We start from the raw sequence: 18,915 nt of genomic DNA, 5'->3' as shown, positions 1-18,915 counted from the left end.
ATGATGAAACGGATGTTCAAACACCATCTATTTTGGCCTTTGAGTGTTTTAGGCGGATTGCTATTATTTAATTTATTATATTCTCCGGACTTTTTTTCAATTGTCATGAGAGACGGACATTTGTACGGCAGCTTAATCGATATATTAAATTTCGGAGCTCCTTTGATGCTCGTTTCCATTGGAATGACCATTGTCATTGCAACGAAGGGCATAGACTTGTCCGTTGGCTCCATTGTGGCCATCGCAGGAGCAGTTACCTGTATGACAATAAGCAAGGGGGCTGATCAAAATGCGCTTTCGCTTGTGTTAACAGGAATTGGAATGTCTCTCATCCTGTCTTTAGTATTAGGAGTTTGGAACGGCATCCTCGTTGCCGGAGCGGGCATACAGCCAATTATTGCAACTCTTATCCTAATGGTTGCCGGCCGGGGGATCGCACAGTTGATTACAAGCGGCCAAATTATTACGGTTTCCAGTCCGACATATGCCTATGTAGGAACAGGTGCGTTAGCTTCTCTTCCATTTTCTATATTTGTAGTCCTATTTATATTCGTTATAGCTGCCTTGTTAACAAGAAAAACGGCGTTAGGCATATTTATTGAGTCAGTCGGCTCTAATCCGAATGCAAGTCGTTTAGCCGGTATCCGTTCCAATTTCGTTATCATTTCAGTTTATGTGTTTTGCGGTTTATGCGCGGGTATTGCGGGTTTGCTGCTCAGCTCCAACGTTTCTAGCGCCGACGGCAACAATGCAGGTCTCTGGTATGAGTTGGATGCGATCCTAGCCGTCGTTATCGGAGGAACCTCACTGAATGGCGGACGTTATTACCTGACGGGTACAATCATCGGCGCATTGATTATCCAGACGCTGACGACAACGATATACATGATCGGAGTACCGCCAGAAATTACACTCGTCGTTAAAGCCTTTGTTGTACTCGCTGTTTGCTTGATTCAATCGGAAACGTTCCGGCAGACGATCGTCAAGAGATGGAAAACGAGGCATTACCCCGCAGAAAAGGAGATCGTACGCCATGCTTCTTAACCGTAGATACATCCCTATTTTAGTTACGTTTGGTTTGTTCATTATTATGTTTGCGGCTGGATCCTTTAGATATACGGGCTTTTTTTCTCTTCAGGTGCTGCTGAATCTTCTCATCGATAACTCATTTCTTCTTATTGTGGCAGTAGGGATGTCATTCGTTATCTTATCGGGGGGCATTGATTTGTCCGTCGGTTCGGTCATCGCTTTAACGACCATGATTTCCGCAAGTCTGATCCAGCAGCAGGGATGGCCGCCTGCAGTGGTCATTCCTCTTGTCTTAATTATCGGTTCCCTATTCGGTTATGCGATGGGCGCCATTATTCATTATTTCAAAATCCAGCCCTTTATCGTAACGTTGGCTGGGATGTTTTTGGCCAGAGGTCTTTGTTATATGATAAGCATTAATACCATTACGATTGATAATCCTTTCTACACCGCAGTCGCGCAAACCAAAATCCCATTGCCCGGCGGCAGTTTTGTATCGATTAGCGTAATCATTGCCATCGTCGTTGTTATCGCTGCTATCTACGTCGCGCATTATACCCGCTTCGGACGCAATGTTTATGCAGTCGGCGGCAGCGAGCAATCTTCCTTGCTCATGGGCTTGCCCGTAGCCAAAACAAAAATAATGGTGTATACGTTAAGCGGATTCTGTTCCGCCCTTGCCGGTGTTGTCTTTACATTCTATATGCTTTCGGGTTACGGGCTGCACGCAGTAGGACTTGAGCTCGACACGATCGCTGCGGTTGTAATCGGGGGAACACTGCTTTCTGGAGGTGTCGGTTATATTGCAGGAACCTTCTTTGGCGTATTGATTCAGGGGGTTATCCAAACTATAATTAGCTTCGAAGGAACGTTGAGCTCTTGGTGGACGAAGATCGTTATCGGTCTGCTGCTTTGCGTTTTCATTCTTCTACAGAAGGTTCTCAGCGCAAGGCGCTCCACAATAAAAGCTTAATCGTTTTGGGTGTAAATAGGGCAGACATATTATATGATCTTCCATGATTGAGGGGGACTTATGCGTAGTATCTTAAAATGGATGAGTATCCCCATGCTTGTTATTTTTATCAGCGGCTGCTGGTGGGGAGTCCAATCGGAACAAAAGGTATCGACGGATGAATCGATCACAGAAACGGACCTGTGGACACCTCCGATTACACCCACTGACGGATTGGGGGAGAGAATTAAGCTTGGTTTCTCTCAGCTCGGAAGCGAAAGTGATTGGCGAAGGGCGAATACGGCTTCAATCACGGAAGCGGCTGAAGAAGCGGGAATCACACTATTGATGGAAAACGCGGAGCAGTCCCAGGAAAAACAGTTCGAGTCCATTCGAGCCTTTATTAAGCAAAAAGTGGATGTCATTGCAATAGCTCCGGTTGTTCAATCCGGCTGGGAAGCTATTCTGAAAGAGGTTAAGGAGGCTGGAATTCCGGTCGTCGTCTTGGATCGATCTGTTAATGTAGAGGATACATCCCTTTATGTTACATTTATCGGACCGGATTTTTACGAGGAAGGAATCAAGGCGGCCAAGTATGCTATTGATAAAATGCGCAATCATCCGGGACCTATCCGCATTGCCGAATTGGAAGGTACGGTAGGGTCCACGCCTTCAATCGACCGCGGGAGAGGTTTTAGGGATGCCATTGCAGATAGAGAAGGCATGAATATTATCTGGAGCAGTCCGGCGGATTTTACCGTAAAGGAAGGAACCAGAGTGATGAGGGAGTTTCTAGAGGAAGCAGGAAGCGAACGGCCTCAACTTTTATTTTCACATAATGACGACATGGCGATTGGCGCAATCGAGGCGATTGAACAATCAGGACTCATTGCTGGCGAGGATATTATTATCATATCGGTAGATGGCACACGGCAAGCATTCGAAATGATGGTAGAAGGAAAAATCAATGCGGTTGTGGAGTGTAACCCGCTGTTAGGTCCCCTGCTCATGCAGGCTACTAAGGAAATCATGGCGGGAAGAACCCTTCCGAAAAGGATGATCCCGCCCGAAGATATCTATACCCAGGAGAATGCTGCGACAGAAGTAAAGAATAGGAAATATTAGACTTTTATGAATACAAGTGAAACCGCTGATTTGAAACTCAGCGGTTTTTTGTTGTTTTTGCCTATGAGAGTCTTTTCGGTGATACAGATTGGATGGGTGTAAATACTCCACTTTTGGATGGTTTGTTTTAACGCTTTTTCTTTTATCATAGTGGATACATTGTAAGGGATATCATGATACATGAGAGAGGAGTATCCGTAATGGCCAAAGCGCTGGAGGGAAAACGAATTGTTATCACGGGTTCCCGTAAACTAAGCGAACTCAGTGAAATTATTGAGAGACAGGGGGGAGTTCCCCTTGTTCGACCCCAACAAGGTACCCTGCTGCTCGCAGAAGAGGAAGTTGAGCGTGATCTGAACCATCTAGTTGAAAGCGGGACGGATTGGATCATTTTCACAACGGGAACCGGGCTTGAGGCCATGCTTCATCATGCAGAACGAATCGGGTTATACTCTCGGGTGCTCGACATAATCAAGCAATCCAAAGTCGCGGCAAGAGGGTATAAAACATTTGCGCTGCTGAAGAAATCAGGTGTTAAGCCGATTGTCGTTGATGATGATGGGACGACGCAGGGGCTTATTCGAGAACTTCAAGCCTCTGATTTTGAAGGGCAAGGCGTAACAATCCAACTGCATGGAGAATCAATGCCATCATTGGTTACCTTTTTCGAGAAGAAAGGGGCTGTAGTCAGAGAGATCTTGCCATACAAGCATGTTGCTCCAGAAGATGAGGTATCGGGTCAGTTATGCAGGGAGATTATGGAGGGAAGCGTAGATGCGGTCTGTTTTACAACCGCGGTTCAAGTACGCTATTTTTTTCATTATGCCAAAAAAATTGGTTGTTATTCGGACATAAATAATTTCTTCAATGGTCGAGTAGTTGCGGCAGCGGTGGGAAGAGTAACAGCCGAGGCATTGAAGGAAGAGGGAATAGGGCTGGTCATCGTGCCTGAAAGTGAACGAATGGGCGCCATGATTATCGAGCTTTCGCATTACTACAAGAATCAAACGAGCTTAACGAGATGAAGATTTATAAAGCACATCTCCTGACTGGAATTTTATCTGCGATGCTTGCTTGCACCGGCGGCGCAGTTCTCATCATTAACAGCGCTTTGAAAGCAGGATTTACTAACCCAGAGCTCATTTCCTGGATGTTTTCTGTGTACTTTCTTGGTGGACTTCTTAATGTTGGTTTGTCCTTCATCTATAAAATCCCTTTCGGCGGAGCGCATTCGATAACGGCAGCAGCTTTTTTGAGCACATCCATCGTCTATTTCTCCATTGAAGAGTTGGCTGGTGCAGCCATTATGTCGGGTGCGGTCATTGCTTTTTTCGGGATTTCGGGTTTAGGGCAAAAGCTTTTAGCCTTCCTTCCGGTGGCGTTAATGGATGCCATGCTTGCGGGATTGATTTTTAACCATATTGTACAAATTATCCCTGCCATTAAAGAGACGCCTTTTATTGGAATGTTTGCATTGGCAGGCTTTTTTTTGTTTCCAAAGCTGATCAATAAATGCCCCCCGATTTTGGGCGTGATCGGATTAGGGATGATGGCTTTATTCATTGGTTATGATTTACCTAAAATGGAAGATATCCCATTTTCTTTGCCTTATATAGTTACCCCGATATTTTCATGGAACAGCTTTGTGTCGCTTTCGGTGCCACTAGCGTTACTGGTCATTAGCAATGATATATTCGTTGCTTTAGCGGTGCTTAGGAAAAATGGATATGAGCCTTCCGCAGCGAGAACGATAACGATAACAGGAGCAGCGGCTTCACTCGTTGGCTGGTTCGGCGGCCACTCCGTTAACATAGGCGGGATGATGACGATGCTCTGCAGCAGTGATGAGGCTGGCCCAAAAGAAAAGAAATATTTCTCAGCTATTGTATCAGGCTTGCTTGTAGCGTTGTTCGGGTTGATGGCGTGGAAAGTGATTGCGTTTATTAAGACACTACCTATTTCTTTTATCTGGATGATTACTGGCTTTTCTTTAATGGCTGTATTCATGAAAAGCATACAGTCAGCCTTCTCAAAGCCAGAGTACCGCTATTCCACTGTGTTTACCTTTGCAATCGCGGTATCGAATATTAGTTTTATGGGCATTTCCGCTCCCGTCTGGAGCCTAGCCGTCGGCTTATTTACAATGAAATGGCTTGGAGAGGGCAGAAATGCAGATAAAGGATAAGATCGCCTATATTTTTTTTATAAGAAAATTGAATGTCATACAATGTTTGATGGCAAACAATGAATGTTGTTACAATTCTCTTATCAGGAGTATGAAGTAAGGAAGGTAGATGAATATGAAATATTATGTCGTTGATGCCTTTGCCGAGAACGTTTTTGAAGGGAATCCAGCCGGAGTCTGTGTTATGGATGCTTGGCTTTCGGAAGAACTTATGCAGAAGATTGCGATCGAGAATAATCTTTCCGAAACAGCAGAGCTTTATGTTGGATAAGATGATAAAGATAAGCTTTCGGCAAATAAACATATAACAGCTAAAGGAAGACCCCAAAAAGATAAAAGGTGAACCTAAGTTCATCTTTGATCATCTTGGGGTCCTTTTTCAAGTTTTAAAATCCCGGTATCAATCATCTCTGGAATGATTTCGCCCTCACTTACTTTCATAAGAGCTTCTATAATCTTTCGACCCCATTGATTTTCGTATTGCGAAATAATAGAGGTCACTTGGCCATTAAGCAGTGCTTCTTCGATCTTCGGCGTAGCTCCTATGCTGAGGACATGCCTATTTAACCCATAGGCTTTCCAGATTAAAATGGAAGCAGAGCTGGACACGAAATCAAGGCTGAGGAAGGCATTGAAATGCGGGTGTGCGTTAATCATTTCCTCTTGTTCCGTTATGGCGAGATCTTCACGGCCGTCATTGTAACGGACCTCCAACACTTCTATTTCCGTCTCATCATTTAAATAGTTTAGAAGTCCTTCAAGCCTTTCCTTTAGACTATCCATTTCCGGCATGCCCGTTCCTACCAAAACCATCCCTTTTCCATTAAGCAAGAGATCCGTTGCTTTACCGAGTTGTCTGCCTGTTTCGTAGTTGTCGGAGCCGATATAGCTGAGCCTTTTGCTGCCAGGCGAGTCTGTCTCGAAGCAGATGACGGGTATGCCTTGTTCTACCGCTTTATTGATGACGGGGGCAAGTGCTTCGGGGTTCACGGGCGCGATAGCGATACCGTCAACCTTCTGTTTGATCATCGACTCCATAATGCGAATTTGCTGCTCCAGGTTGGCTTCATCGGGAGCAGATACTAATAGTCGTATATTGGCCGCTTTTGCGGTCTCCTCCGCATTCTCGGTTATTTTCTCATAGGCTGGAAAGGCCATAGGGAAGATGATTCCGAATACACGATCCCTATCGGAAGGTATGATGCTGGGCTCTGATGAGTTCACCTGGCTTGTTGGAGGAGCCGGCTGGCAGCTCGCTGTAAACAGTGCAAGGAGCAAGAGTATAAAAAACCAACTGCGTCGTTTATGGAGCAGCATGTTATTTTCCACCGTCTTCCGTAACATGCAGCTTCTCATTTGTGCTGCCTTGACGCCTAAACTCCATCGGCGTCATCCCCGTTACTTTTTTGAAAATATTAGAGAAGTAATGCTGATCGTGGTAACCGACCTCAAACGCGATTTCAAACGTTTTTCTGCGAGTCGTTTTAAGCAGCTCCTTCGCTTTGCGGATTCGGGATTGCGTTAAATACTCCGTTAGCGTTTGGCTCGTTTCTTGACTGAACACTTTGCTTAAGTGACTGGGACTGACCCCTACATGTTTAGATACGACATGTAGTGACAATTGATCATCGTTGTAATGCTCATTAATGAATTGCTTGACGCTGGCGATCAGCGCACCGTATTGGTCGGAGCCTTTAGATCGCCACAGCCACAAACGGTCCAGTAAAATAAGCAGATATCGCACGCAATCTTCCCAGCATGAAATCTCTCTAATCTGTTGTTGGAGCTCTTTTATCGTGTCGGAAGTATGATTTGAAGCCGTGAAGCTTTGCTTTGCGACACGGAAAGCCTCCAGTGTAATATCGTTTAGCAAATAGCAGCCATACATGGATGATTGCCAATCCAGACTCCTGAGCTCGGCTGCGAATTCATTTACGAATGGTTCAGCCTTTACGGAACTACCTATTTTCATGAAATCAACGAAGAGATTGCGATCCAATAAGATATTGCTGATAGAAGAGGCTTTAATAAAGTCTTTAAAGGCCAATTTGTTTTGATTGGAAAGCCGTTGCAGGTTTTTATCGTCATCTGCTTCCAAGAATGAGCTGTGTATGCCTTGGAGACGGTCTTGAATGCTTCCTACTCCTATGGACAGATCGCAGTTGAATAGTTCCTGCAGCTCATACCGGAGCTTATTGACCATGATGTTCATGGCTTCGGATATGGCGGTTTTATCGTTTTCTTTAATAATCCAAATCATTTCCGATCGGTTGCGTTTGTAAGAAAAGCCGGTAATCAAGCTTTCCATTCGTCCTTTAAGGACATGCTCCACTTGCTCAGTACGTAACGATTCTTCGGACTCATGAACTCGAATGTCAATGATGGCAACGGCATAGTAGCGTGCAATTAAGTTAATTGAAATATTGCCTGAGGTTTCAATGGCATCTGAGGTACTGATCAGGCCGCCGCACAGGTCGGAAAGCAATTTATCACTCGTATAAGCTAACTTCTTTTTGTCTTGGCGTTCCTTATCAATTCTTCTGCTAATTTTGTGCAGCATTTCAATCAAATCCGACGCGCCAACAGGCTTGAGGCAATAATCCTCAACGCCGATTCGTAGAGCGGACTGGGCATAATGGAATTCGTCATGTCCTGTAAGAATAGCTATTTTGATATCCGGCATACGCTGACGAACGATCGTGCTAAGCTCGAGTCCGTTCATAAAAGGCATTTTAATATCGGTAATTAAAATATCCGGCATCCACTCTTCGATAAGAGGCAGTGCCATTTCCCCATCGGGGGCATCGCCGCAGTAGATAAAACCCTCTTGCTCCCAATCCACGCAATTTCTAATGCTTTCTCTAATTAAGATTTCATCATCAATCAACATCACTTTTTTCATGGTGCTGCCTCCTTATTTCTTTGGTATACGGAGGGAGATACGAGCTCCTTCTCCTTCGATGCTATCTATTTGCAGGCCGTAATGATCGCCGAAATAAAGACGAAGCCTTTGATGCACATTATTTAAACCAAACCCGCCTTCGCCAGGTTTATCGGGCAGTTCGGCTTCTTTGGGCAGTTCGAGCTGACGTCTTAGCTCGGCTAACCGTTCGGGATTTATGCCTATCCCGTTATCCTCGACGTTCAAAATAATATTTCTCTCATTCTCGACATACCCGGTTATTCGAATATGCCCCATGCCTCTTTTGTTTTTGATGCCGTGATACAGAGCATTCTCCACAAGAGGCTGCAGCGTCATGCCAAGCATCGGATATACCTGCAGTTCCGCTGGTACGTCAATTTCATAGGAGAGGATGTCCCGATACCGCATTTGCTGAATCGTTAAATAACTTTGTACATGCTCAAGTTCCGTCTTTAACGAAATCCATTCTCTCCCTTTATTGAGCGTAAGCCGAAAAAACCGCGCCAGCGCTTTCACTAGTTTGATTACGCTTTCATTTTTGCCGGATTCAGCCATCCAGATGATGGATTCCAGCGTGTTATATAAAAAATGAGGATTAATTTGCGCCTGCAGCGTTCGCAGCTCTGCTTTCTGAACTTGTTCCTGCTCGCGAATGCTTTTTTCAAGAAGCAGCTTAATGTTTTCCAGCATGATATTAAAGCTGTTGCTAAGATCCGTAATCTCATCATGGCCGGCAGGCTTTACCTTTGCTTCCAGATAGCCGCTCGCGGCTTGCTTCATTTTATTTTTCAGGATCTGAATGGGCCGAGTCAGCCTTTGTGTCAGAGATATATAAATGGCAATTGCAAAAACGGCGCTAAGGATTACGCTGGCAATGATTAGCAGCCTAATTTCATTCGCCTCGAAAATGATTTCCCGCAAAGGTGCCATGCCAATGATGGTCCAATCCGTTGTTTGCGATTTTACATGAACGACGAGTTTCTTATTTCCATCAATCGTTTGGACGAAGCTGCCAGAAGTATTAGTAAATGTATTTGGCATTCCATTCCCCGTAGGGATGTTATTCTGTTCACCGGCGGAAGGCTTGAAAATCGGAACTCCTTGCGGATCCAGCACATAGAAGAAGCCTGTTTTGCCAATGGTGACATTATCGCAAAATTGCTCGATAATAGAGTCATCAAGGTCGATGACGATAAAACCAATCACTTCGTTTGTAATACGCTGCTGGATTGGTGCAATAATGGAAATGACGCTTTTGTCAGGGTATGTAAAGCCGTCCAACCTATCGAACTCGGAGGAAGAGGACGGAGGTACCTTTAGTACAAGACCCGGATCATTCGTCAATTGAACGAAATGCGGATTTCTGAGAGGATTATGGTCAAGTTGAAAAAGACCTCTACGCTCGCTGATTCCTTTACCGTAGAGATTGACCATTTGAATGTTCAGTACGCTATCGTATTTGTATGTATCACGGTACATCTCAAAGGTACGTACGATCTCTTTGGCCTCCGCGTTTGTTTCGGATTGCGAGATCAGAAAATGAAGAACCTTCGGATTATTTCCGAGCTCTAGCAGCTTTAGCGTATCCTGAAAAAGCACATCGATGTTTCGGACCAGTTGATCCGCAACAAGTATGGTGGAAGCCTTGCTGTGATCGGATACGGTATGATAAGACTTTTGATAGGATACAAGACCAACCACGAGCAGCGGGATTGATGTCAAAATAATAAACATCACCAGCAGCTTTGCACGCAGGCTCGATGTAATGCGTTGTATGAGCTTCATACTCTTTTTCCTTTCTATTAGGCCTTAACTCATATTGCAATTACATCATATATCAAAACCAGTGAGTTGAGAGGAGGAAATGGAATTGTCGATAAAAAATACAACTTTTAAATAAAATTGTACACATTCGATTTCACCGTGAAGAAGAGAGCCCAATTTATATTAGATCAAAAACGATCGATTGATCAACTACTGAAAAAAATGCCTTTGTGGGATATTATTTTGAAAAAAATCAGTAAAGATTGGGTAACGAAATAAAGATATGTGTCTTGTAGGATCAGGATGCAATTTGGATAATTGTAATGTTACGGTTGTCGCTATCATTATATGTGAAATGGGGTTAGGTCTGTTGCGGGTACCCATAATGAATAAGGCCAAGCTCATGCTTACTGCATTATTGTCTGTTCAAATTTTATCGGCATGCAGTCAAAGCGACAGTACGAATAATCATATTCCTGATGGGAACGATCACGTGACCGAGTATCAAGACCTAGGATTAAGCAAGTATGATCCGCCGATTGAAGTCACCTTCGTGAGGGAAAACGGCGCCGGTCTGAAAAATTTATTAAACGAATTGCCAGGACAAACGTTGGAGGACAATACTTGGAGCCGCCTTTACGAACGGGTGCTTGGCATTAAAATAAAATATGATTGGATCGCCAAGGGCGATCTCTATCAGCAGAAACTAGGTGTTGCGCTTGCTTCGGGAGATATACCTGAAGTCGTAAGGGTCAACGCGCAGCAGCTCAGACTGCTCAGCAATTCGGGATTAATACAAGACTTATCCGATGTTTACGAGAAATACGCCACTCCGCTTACCAAACAAACTCTTAGCCAAGAAGGAACCGGCCCTTTCGATACGGCCACGATCGATGGAAAGCTGATGGGAATACCCGAAACAAACTCTTCTATTGATGGAGCTCAGTTTTTGTGGATCCGAACGGACTGGTTGGATCGGCTCGGTATGAAACCGCCCCAAACCATGGATGACGTTTTGGCGATTTCGAAAGCGTTTACAGATAAAGATCCGGATCAGAACAGAGAAAATGATACGTTTGGTCTAGCGATTACGCAATATTTGTGGGATCCCGTTATGGGATTGACAGCATTCATGGCAGGCTATAATGCGTTCCCAAAAATATGGATCAAGGATGATTCCGGTAAACTCGTATACGGAGGAATACAACCGGAAGTGAAAACGGCATTAAAAACACTGCAGGATATGTATCGGGAGGGTCAAATTGATAGCGAATTCGGTTTAAAGGACGGCGTCAAAGTGGAAAAGCAAGTCGCTGCCGGTAAGATCGGAATGCTGTACGGGGAGCAATGGGGGTCGTTTTTGGTTCAAGTGAGCCGCGAGAACGATCCAGATGCGGAATGGCAACCATTTCCAATCGTTTCCGTATCGGGAGAAGCGCCTAAGGTTCCGCTGCGGTTTAGCACTTATCAGTTCCTTGCCGTAAGGAAAGATTATGAACATCCCGAAGCTATCGTAAAGCTTTTTAATTTACACCTTGAGAAGAATTGGGGAGAAACGTCTGAATACGAAACCTACTATAGCTCACCGCTCCCAGTGTGGCAGCTTTCCCCTGTAACCCCTTATCCGACAAGGAAAAACCTGGAGGCATTCCGACAACTGGAGGTAGCCCGCAGGACCGGGGATGCTTCCGTGTTAAAGGACGAAGCCAGGGCCATACAGAAGAGCATTGATATGTACCTGTCCGGAAATGAGAATAAGGAGTCAGGGTGGGGCTGGGAACGAACATATGGTCCTTCAGGTGCCTTTGCGATCCTTGACCAATACGAAAAGAATAACCAGCTTTTGTACGAAAGTTTTGTTGGAGCCCCCACGGAAACGATGATCGAGAAACAAGCCATTCTGGATAATCTTCAATACGAGACTTTTGTTAATATCATTCTTGGCAGGCCTATCGACGATTTCGATCAATTTGTTGAAGAATGGCATAAGTTGGGCGGAGATAAGATGACAACAGAGGTAAACCAGTGGTTTGCAGGAAGAGACGGCAAGTGAAGATGAGGCGGACAACCTCTGGCTTTGTCTGCAAACAGCTTAAACATTTTAAACATACTTTAAAGCGGCTACGGAGGCGTTTTCTTGCTTAAATTTCCCGCCATATCAATTCGAAATACAATCTTCGTCCGGCTGGTCTTTACTTATCTCATCGTGATACTCCCCATCATATTACTAGGGGCGTATCTGTATAACTGGAGTTACAAAAATGCAAGCCAAGATATATCGAGAGCTACCGTTAAGCAGCTGACTTATTATTTAGAAGGTTTAAACCGTGAAATCGTTTGGATGGAGCTTCAGCAGTTCGATATATTGGAGGATAGCGAGCTGAATAGGCTCGCTGCCACTTGGGGGATGATGGACAACGCTGAAAGAAGGTCAAGTTTGAACTACTTGCTGCATCGGCTTACTTCATTCCAAAATAACAGTCCGTACATTAAAGATATCTATGTGCATATCCGTACGATTAACAAAACGGTCTCGGCGGTTAATGCGATTTATGATTTTGACTCGGAAAGGTTCGATTATTTTCGTTCCAATGCCGGCGGAAATGAAAACCGGCTTATGAATTGGAATAATACGCTTCATCTCAGTGCCTCTAAACAAAGCGGGAAAAAGGGAGAGGAACCTTTATTCCTTGTCGAGATCGAATTGGACACGGAGAGGCTAAGGGATTCTTTGCAACAGATCAACATTTATCCGGACAGCGGCTCTTTTCTTTTCTCGGATATGACCGGATTTACATTAATAAGCCAAAAGGAAACTAACCCTATTATCAAGGACGACGTGAAAGCAGCGAATGCATCAAACGGCAACACTTTTTTATTGAATATGAATGGAAAAAAGTATCATTTTAATAAAGCCAATTCCGAGAAACTGGGACTTACCGTCGCGACGTATTTACCTGAAGAAACCGTAAAAAGACCTCTGAGCATTTTTTATAGATGGGCCTGGGTGTTCGCCATCACTTCATTCTTTGCCGTTGTTATCTTTTCCTATTCTTCTTATAAGATTATCCATAAACCGCTGCTGTCTCTCGTCCAGAGCTTTAAAAGGATGGAAGGAGGCGCATTAAACATTCGAATCGAACACGAAAAGAAAGATGAATTTGGTTATTTGTATACAAGATTCAACCATATGCTTACGAAATTGCAAAGCCTTATTGATCAGGATTTCAAACAAAAAATGATGATGCAAAAGGCGGAGCTAAAGCAGCTGCAATCCCAAATTAATCCGCATTTTCTGTATAACAGCTTCTTCATTCTGAACTCATTGGCCAAAACCGGGGATATTGATCGCATCGAACTGTTTACCAACATGCTTGGCGAGTATTTCAGGTTTATTACCCGAAACGGGGAAGACCATGTTTTATTGTCGGAAGAAACGAGACACTCCCAAATGTATACGGAAATACAAAAACTCCGGTTCTCAAGGCGCATTCGTGTACAATTTGATGACTTACCGAAGGAAATGGAACAAATCAAGGTACCCAGATTAATCATACAGCCCATAATCGAGAACGCTTACGAGCATAGCCTCGAGAAAATGATAGAGGAAGGCTTGCTTCGCGTTTCGTTCGAGATGGATTACGCCGAGGCTCGAATCATAGTAGAGGATAACGGAGACAGCATCAGCGATTCCGAGATCGAAGCATTAAGGGGGAGGCTGGATCCTACTGATGAATCCTATGAAATGACGGGCGTGATCAACATTCATCGCCGCCTTGTTTTAACCTACGGGGAAGGAAGCGGCTTGTTTTTATCTAGGAGCGAGCTGAACGGCCTGAAAGTCGTGATTCGAATCAAGCTGCAGGAGGAGATTTGGGATGTATAGACTGTTAATCGTCGATGATGAAGAAATTATTACGGATGGTCTATACGAAGTGTTTAATCAACTCATGCCGGAAACGCTGGATATTTGCAAAGCCTATTCCGGTAAAGAAGCGTTAAATTGGATGTCCCGCACGAGAATCGATATTGTCTTAACCGACATTCGCATGCCCGGGATGAGCGGTTTGGAATTAACCGAAGAAATTCAAACTTATTGGCCAAGATGCAGAATTGTTTTTCTAACCGGATACAGTGAGTTCGACTATGCCTATAAAGCCATTCAAATGCCAAATGTTAGGTATTTGTTGAAAACGGAAGGGTATGCGAAGGTAACCCAAACCGTGCAAGAAGTCATGCAGGAATTAAATCACGGCATTCAATTGAATGAATTATTGGAGCAATCCCGCGAACAAAAGGATACGCTTGAATTTATGGCGCAAGGGGATTACTTTAGGCATTTCCTGCAAGAGAGCCATGGTTTTTATGGAAATCAAGAAGCGTTAGTCCAAGATTTTAATAAATTAAATATTAGTGTGGATCCTAAATCGCCAGTCATGCTGGCCCTTGGCCGCTTATCGTATCCCACTGCTGCTTCCTATACCGAAAGAAGCCAAATCCTTGCTTCCTCTAGAATTATATGGAATTCCTTTATGACGAATCAGACACGAAGCATTGGAATCATGGATAAGTACGGGGACATCGTATGGTTCATTCAGACTTCGATGCACTCCGAGGAAAAGTTCAACAATCATTTCATGCGCTATTTGGAGGGAACGCTGGAGCTGATCCAAGAAGCCTGTCTTGCATCCCTTGGTTTGACGATAGGTTTTACGATAAGCGGCGCTTCCTGTGAGTGGGGAGACGTAACCCCGCAGTATGAGAGGCTTAGACAGCTTCAGCAGTTAAAAATCGGAGACGGCATTTCCATGATCTTAATGGACCGTTCCGATCAATTCAATAGCTCATCTATTAAAGAAGGATTTGTGCCGAGCCATAAAGCCGAGATCATGGAGGCGCATCTTGAGGCAGGCAGAGCGGCGGAATTTTTCAATGATTTAGAAGAAATGTCGAGATCCATGCTTCTGGCCAACGGAAAAGTCCAGCGAACGATCGAAGGGTATTATTCAATCGCGCTTGTCCTGCTCTCTTACATCAACCGAATGGGGCTGCACAGTCAAATCGAGGATAACGGAAAGCTTATGCGCTTGGATGACCATGCCTCCATGAAAGAGGGATTCCAATATCTTAAACAGATCGCAGACGAGATATTTAAATTCAAACACAAGGATGAACGAGACAGAGCTTCTCACGTCATCGAGCGGATTTGCCAATTCATCGAGGAGCATTTAAGCGAGGACTTGTCTTTGGTTCGATTGGCGGAAATCCACTATTTTAATCCGTCATACTTATCCCGCTTTTTCAAACAGGAGCGCGGGATTAATTTATCCGAGTATATCGATAAATGCCGATTAAGAAAAGCAAAGGATCTTCTTAGAGACGGAGATTTGAAGGTGCGGGAAGTGGCTTCATTCGTCGGTTACGAGGCAGCCCACTCTTTTACCCGTTTTTTCAAAAAAGCAACGGCATTGACACCCCAAGAATACCGCGACAGTTTATCCGTAATCGAATGAGTTACGTTCATGGTGAGTTTGCGTTTAGGTATAGGATGATTAAAGCTTTTCAATTTTTTGAGTGACGAACTTCAGGAGAAATCCGAAGTGCGTCATTTTTTTTGAGCCGAGAAAATGATAAATTGGAAAATAATCTTTTTTTCTATGAGTTCGTGATAGGTTCGTAAGTTCTGTTAATAGTAGTGCGAGTTCATATAACCTTTAGACAAACTTAACCCCGAATTAACAACAAACCTATACACTTAGATAGGAAGAGATAACGAGGAGGGTCGAGGTTGAACTTATAACTTTATTTTTGTACAGTTTTCGGTGGCAGCCCAATGACAGTAGTCCAATTTTATTATTATTTTTAATGGAGGTATCCGTATGTTTCAAGTTCAAGCATCGAACCTTATTAAAAGGCAATTAAAATTACTAACCACTCTTGTTCTCTCCATTCTTATTTGGGGGATGTCTGTTTTGCCGATATATGCGGCAACACCTGTGAAAACGGTTAACGCTTCGGCAACACTCGCTTATAATCTCAAAGGACTTAATCACAATGTAGCTGTTCAGAAAGCTTACATCGCTTCCACGTATCTTTACGTAACTCAGCGGTCTGGGGGGACCTGCTATCTTTCAAGGCTGCTCATAAACGGAAGTGACGCAACATACGTTGATGAAATGACCGTCACCAATGCCGGACATTGCCAAACCTTAGACATGTACTCATACAATGGTATAAATTACTTTTATTTCAGTTCAAAGTCGGATCCTTCAACATCGTATTACTGGTCGCTCCAGGCAGCAAGGCTTCAATACTCGCCCGGCGCGACATATGATTATACGGATCTTCATCGGTTTACCTATATGAATTACGCCAATAAGACCGGTACAAGATTAGGCGAGACATACCGCGTTGATGCCGGCGGCAACAGTACCCATACGGTCTTCCGCATACAAACGGCAGAAGGAACCGTAACTTGGTCCATTTATGACACGGTAAAATTGAACGAGCTTCTTGACAGCAATGAACAGGTGCGAATGGACAGTGCGGCGGCGGTAGGTGCCTGCGTTACCAGCTTTACGCAGTCGGGCAGTGCTATAGTCAGACCGAACGGGTCTTTCCAGGGTGCTGATATGCTCGATAATACGGAAATCTATACGTCAGGCGGGGCGGAAGGAGATACCCCGCAGATTGCTATGATGTCAAACATAGGAACATACAAAACCCTTGTGAATATTACAAACGTGGGAACCCATGAGATCGAGGGTGTACAGACAAAAAACGGTAACGTTTATTTTACGATAGTTACAGACCCAGTAAACAAAACAAACACGCAGAAAGTTTATTACGTTCCTGATAGCCTATTTACCTAACCGCCAAACCGGTCAGCCCCCCGAAAGCTGTACCAAACATAAAAGTTAGAGTAGTCTTAATGCCTTCACCGCTGCTGGAAAGAGCGATTGAAAAGGCCGGCAAGATGAGAACCTGTTGAGAAACCTCAACAGGTTTTCTTTATGTTTATACCTAAAAACCTATAGATTGACAGGTAATTTATCAGCAATCGTCAGGTTGTTGCTTCTATGTGTAAGCGTTACACTTTTTACATATAGGAAGGGCAAGAGGCAACCATTAGATTAAAACTTAATCGGGAGTTGACAGTAGTCATGAATGAAGAAATTAAAGTGAATAGCATGGAGATCGGTTACTCCGACAACCAAACGGACTCGTATGACGTTAGCGGCGCCGTTTCCAAAGTAAGCTTCGCTCCGCTTGCCGGGGCGATCGGGAAGCTCCCTCCGAATGGAAACCCGGTTGTCTCCCATAAATTCGGCGCGGATCCGTATGCATTGGTATTCAAGGATCGCGTGTATCTGTACAATACGAACGACGTGTTGGAATATGACGGGGATGGCAACGTCAAAGACAATAGTTACGGCAACATTAACAAGCTGTCGGTCATTTCATCCGATGACTTGGTAAACTGGACGGATCACGGCGAGATCAAAACTGCAGGCCCGGAAGGCGCGGCAAAATGGGCGACGCAATCATGGGCGCCTGCAGCCGCACACAAAGTAATTAACGGACAAGATAAGTTTTTCTTATACTTTGCCAATAATGCCAGCGGCATCGGCGTATTATCAAGCGACAGTCCGATCGGACCGTGGGTGGACCCGATAGGGAAGCCTCTCATATCGAGATCCATGCCAGCCGCGGCGGATGTGACCTGGCTCTTTGACCCTGCCGTAATGGTAGACGACGATGGCAAAGCCTATATCTACTTCGGCGGGGGCGTTCCGGAAGGGAAAGATGAAATGCCGAATACCGCGCGCGTCATGCAGCTCAGCGACGATATGATCGGCGTTGTCGGCGAAGCGGCGTCAATTCCGGCTCCCTTTATGTTCGAGGATGCCGGTATCAATAAATACAACGGCGTTTATTACTATACCTATTGTTCGAATTTCTACACTGGCGCCCGTCCGGAAGGAAGCCCGCCAGCTGGTGAGATTGCCTATATGACGAGCGACAGCCCAATGGGACCATGGTCGTACCAAGGAACGATATTAAAGAACCCGGGACATTTCTTCGGGGTTGGCGGCAATAACCATCATGTTATTTTCCAATTCCATGACGCTTGGTACATTGCCTACCATGCGCAGACCTTATCCAAAGCAATGGGTGTTCCAAAGGGCTACCGTTCGACTCATCTGAACAAGGTATTCTTTAGCGAAGACGGTTCCATTGGGGAAATCGCCGCAGATATGAAAGGCGTAGAGCAAATCAAGGATTTTAATCCGTTTGTCCGCGTTGAAGCGGGGACGATAGCGTGGAGCGCAGGGATTAACATGCAGCCTCTCTTGACGGATGACAAGGAGCAAGCGCCCGTTAAGCTGGCTGTCTCCGATATTGGCAACGGGGAGTGGACGGCGGTTTCAAAAGTAAACTTCGGCAGCGGGGCAACCTCGTTTATGGCATGGGTTGCGAGCGCGGAGGACGGCGGCAGCATAGAGCTGCGCTTGGATGATCCCGAAGGCAAGCTGATCGGAACGCTTGCCGTGCCTTCGACGAACGGGTGGGATCAATGGGTCGAAGCAAAAACGGAAGTCTCGGTTGCCGAGGGCATTCACGATCTATATTTCTTGTTTAATGGAAAGCCGGGTATGGAGTTATTTAAAATGGGCGCCTGGCAGTTTAGTAAATAAACTGCCAGAACCAATAGCGAGCGTAGAAGGCGGCAGTCGGATGATCCGACTGGCGCCGGACTGCAACAATCGAAAGACTAGCGTGGACGCATGGCATTGAAAACCGAAAACCACCGATATGCTTGAGGGACTGCGCTCACACGGCGCAGTTCTTTTTAATTGCTGGCGGTAAGCATCCATTTGGCCAAACGGACAATTGCGCTCACGAGTTGAGCTCCTAAAGGACGGCTTATCGCTC

13 protein-coding genes and 1 pseudogene are annotated in these 18,915 nt (G+C 44.9%); 11 read left to right on the top strand and 3 right to left on the bottom strand.

Annotation, left to right across the window (positions count from 1 at the left end):
* The 6 genes and pseudogenes from ACN6MW_RS03235 to ACN6MW_RS03210 all read left to right on the top strand — a co-directional run.
* Nucleotides 1-1,044 carry an ABC transporter permease gene (locus ACN6MW_RS03235; protein WP_419874202.1) on the top strand — a complete coding sequence of 348 codons (1,044 nt, stop codon included), beginning with the start codon at nucleotides 1-3 and terminating at the stop codon, nucleotides 1,042-1,044.
* On the top strand, nucleotides 1,034-2,002 hold the full coding sequence (yjfF, locus tag ACN6MW_RS03230) for a galactofuranose ABC transporter, permease protein YjfF (protein ID WP_419874201.1): 969 nt from the start codon (nucleotides 1,034-1,036) through the stop codon (nucleotides 2,000-2,002). Before ACN6MW_RS03235 ends, yjfF begins: the two co-directional genes overlap by 11 nt.
* A 60-nt stretch (nucleotides 2,003-2,062) precedes the next feature.
* Nucleotides 2,063-3,106 carry an ABC transporter substrate-binding protein gene (locus tag ACN6MW_RS03225; protein ID WP_419874200.1) on the top strand — a complete coding sequence of 348 codons (1,044 nt, stop codon included), beginning with the start codon at nucleotides 2,063-2,065 and terminating at the stop codon, nucleotides 3,104-3,106.
* Nucleotides 3,107-3,306: 200 nt separating this feature from the next.
* Entirely contained in the window at nucleotides 3,307-4,131 is an 825-nt protein-coding gene (locus ACN6MW_RS03220) for a uroporphyrinogen-III synthase (protein ID WP_419874199.1), read from the top strand.
* Nucleotides 4,128-5,291 (top strand): benzoate/H(+) symporter BenE family transporter, encoded by a 1,164-nt coding sequence (locus ACN6MW_RS03215; RefSeq protein WP_419874198.1) that lies wholly within the window; start codon nucleotides 4,128-4,130, stop codon nucleotides 5,289-5,291. The genes ACN6MW_RS03220 and ACN6MW_RS03215 overlap by 4 nt, the downstream gene beginning before the upstream one ends.
* Before the next feature lie 115 nt (nucleotides 5,292-5,406).
* Nucleotides 5,407-5,544 (top strand): annotated as a pseudogene (locus ACN6MW_RS03210) (PhzF family phenazine biosynthesis protein); the annotation flags it as partial.
* 98 nt (nucleotides 5,545-5,642) lie between these two features.
* Here the strand turns inward: ACN6MW_RS03210 and ACN6MW_RS03205 are convergent.
* From ACN6MW_RS03205 to ACN6MW_RS03195, 3 genes are read right to left on the bottom strand one after another with little or no spacing between them, the layout of a single operon-like run.
* Nucleotides 5,643-6,635 (bottom strand): sugar ABC transporter substrate-binding protein, encoded by a 993-nt coding sequence (locus ACN6MW_RS03205; protein WP_419874197.1) that lies wholly within the window; start codon nucleotides 6,633-6,635, stop codon nucleotides 5,643-5,645.
* The gene (locus ACN6MW_RS03200) at nucleotides 6,610-8,193 is read right to left on the bottom strand and encodes a response regulator (protein WP_419874196.1); all 1,584 of its coding nucleotides are present in this window, start codon (nucleotides 8,191-8,193) and stop codon (nucleotides 6,610-6,612) included. The genes ACN6MW_RS03205 and ACN6MW_RS03200 overlap by 26 nt, the downstream gene beginning before the upstream one ends.
* 12 nt (nucleotides 8,194-8,205) lie before the next feature.
* Entirely contained in the window at nucleotides 8,206-9,999 is a 1,794-nt protein-coding gene (locus ACN6MW_RS03195; protein WP_419874195.1) for a histidine kinase, read from the bottom strand.
* Between the two features lie 364 nt (nucleotides 10,000-10,363).
* Between ACN6MW_RS03195 and ACN6MW_RS03190 the strand changes: the two genes are divergently transcribed.
* From ACN6MW_RS03190 to ACN6MW_RS03170, 5 genes are all read left to right on the top strand, one after another.
* Nucleotides 10,364-12,031 (top strand): extracellular solute-binding protein, encoded by a 1,668-nt coding sequence (locus ACN6MW_RS03190; RefSeq protein WP_419874194.1) that lies wholly within the window; start codon nucleotides 10,364-10,366, stop codon nucleotides 12,029-12,031.
* Between the two features lie 84 nt (nucleotides 12,032-12,115).
* The gene (locus ACN6MW_RS03185; protein WP_419874193.1) at nucleotides 12,116-13,864 is read left to right on the top strand and encodes a sensor histidine kinase; all 1,749 of its coding nucleotides are present in this window, start codon (nucleotides 12,116-12,118) and stop codon (nucleotides 13,862-13,864) included.
* Entirely contained in the window at nucleotides 13,857-15,491 is a 1,635-nt protein-coding gene (locus tag ACN6MW_RS03180) for a response regulator transcription factor (RefSeq protein ID WP_419874192.1), read from the top strand. Before ACN6MW_RS03185 ends, ACN6MW_RS03180 begins: the two co-directional genes overlap by 8 nt.
* Before the next feature lie 366 nt (nucleotides 15,492-15,857).
* On the top strand, nucleotides 15,858-16,850 hold the full coding sequence (locus ACN6MW_RS03175) for a hypothetical protein (RefSeq protein ID WP_419874191.1): 993 nt from the start codon (nucleotides 15,858-15,860) through the stop codon (nucleotides 16,848-16,850).
* 291 nt (nucleotides 16,851-17,141) lie between these two features.
* Nucleotides 17,142-18,677, top strand: coding sequence for a glycoside hydrolase family 43 protein (locus ACN6MW_RS03170; protein ID WP_419874190.1), 1,536 nt, complete (start codon nucleotides 17,142-17,144; stop codon nucleotides 18,675-18,677).
* The last annotated feature ends 238 nt before the right edge of the window (nucleotides 18,678-18,915 follow it).

Source organism: Pristimantibacillus sp. PTI5 (assembly GCF_048572955.1).
GTDB lineage: Bacteria > Bacillota > Bacilli > Paenibacillales > Paenibacillaceae > Pristimantibacillus.
Note: the sequence above shows the minus strand (reverse complement) of the source record. Positions and strands in the feature narration are given on the sequence as shown.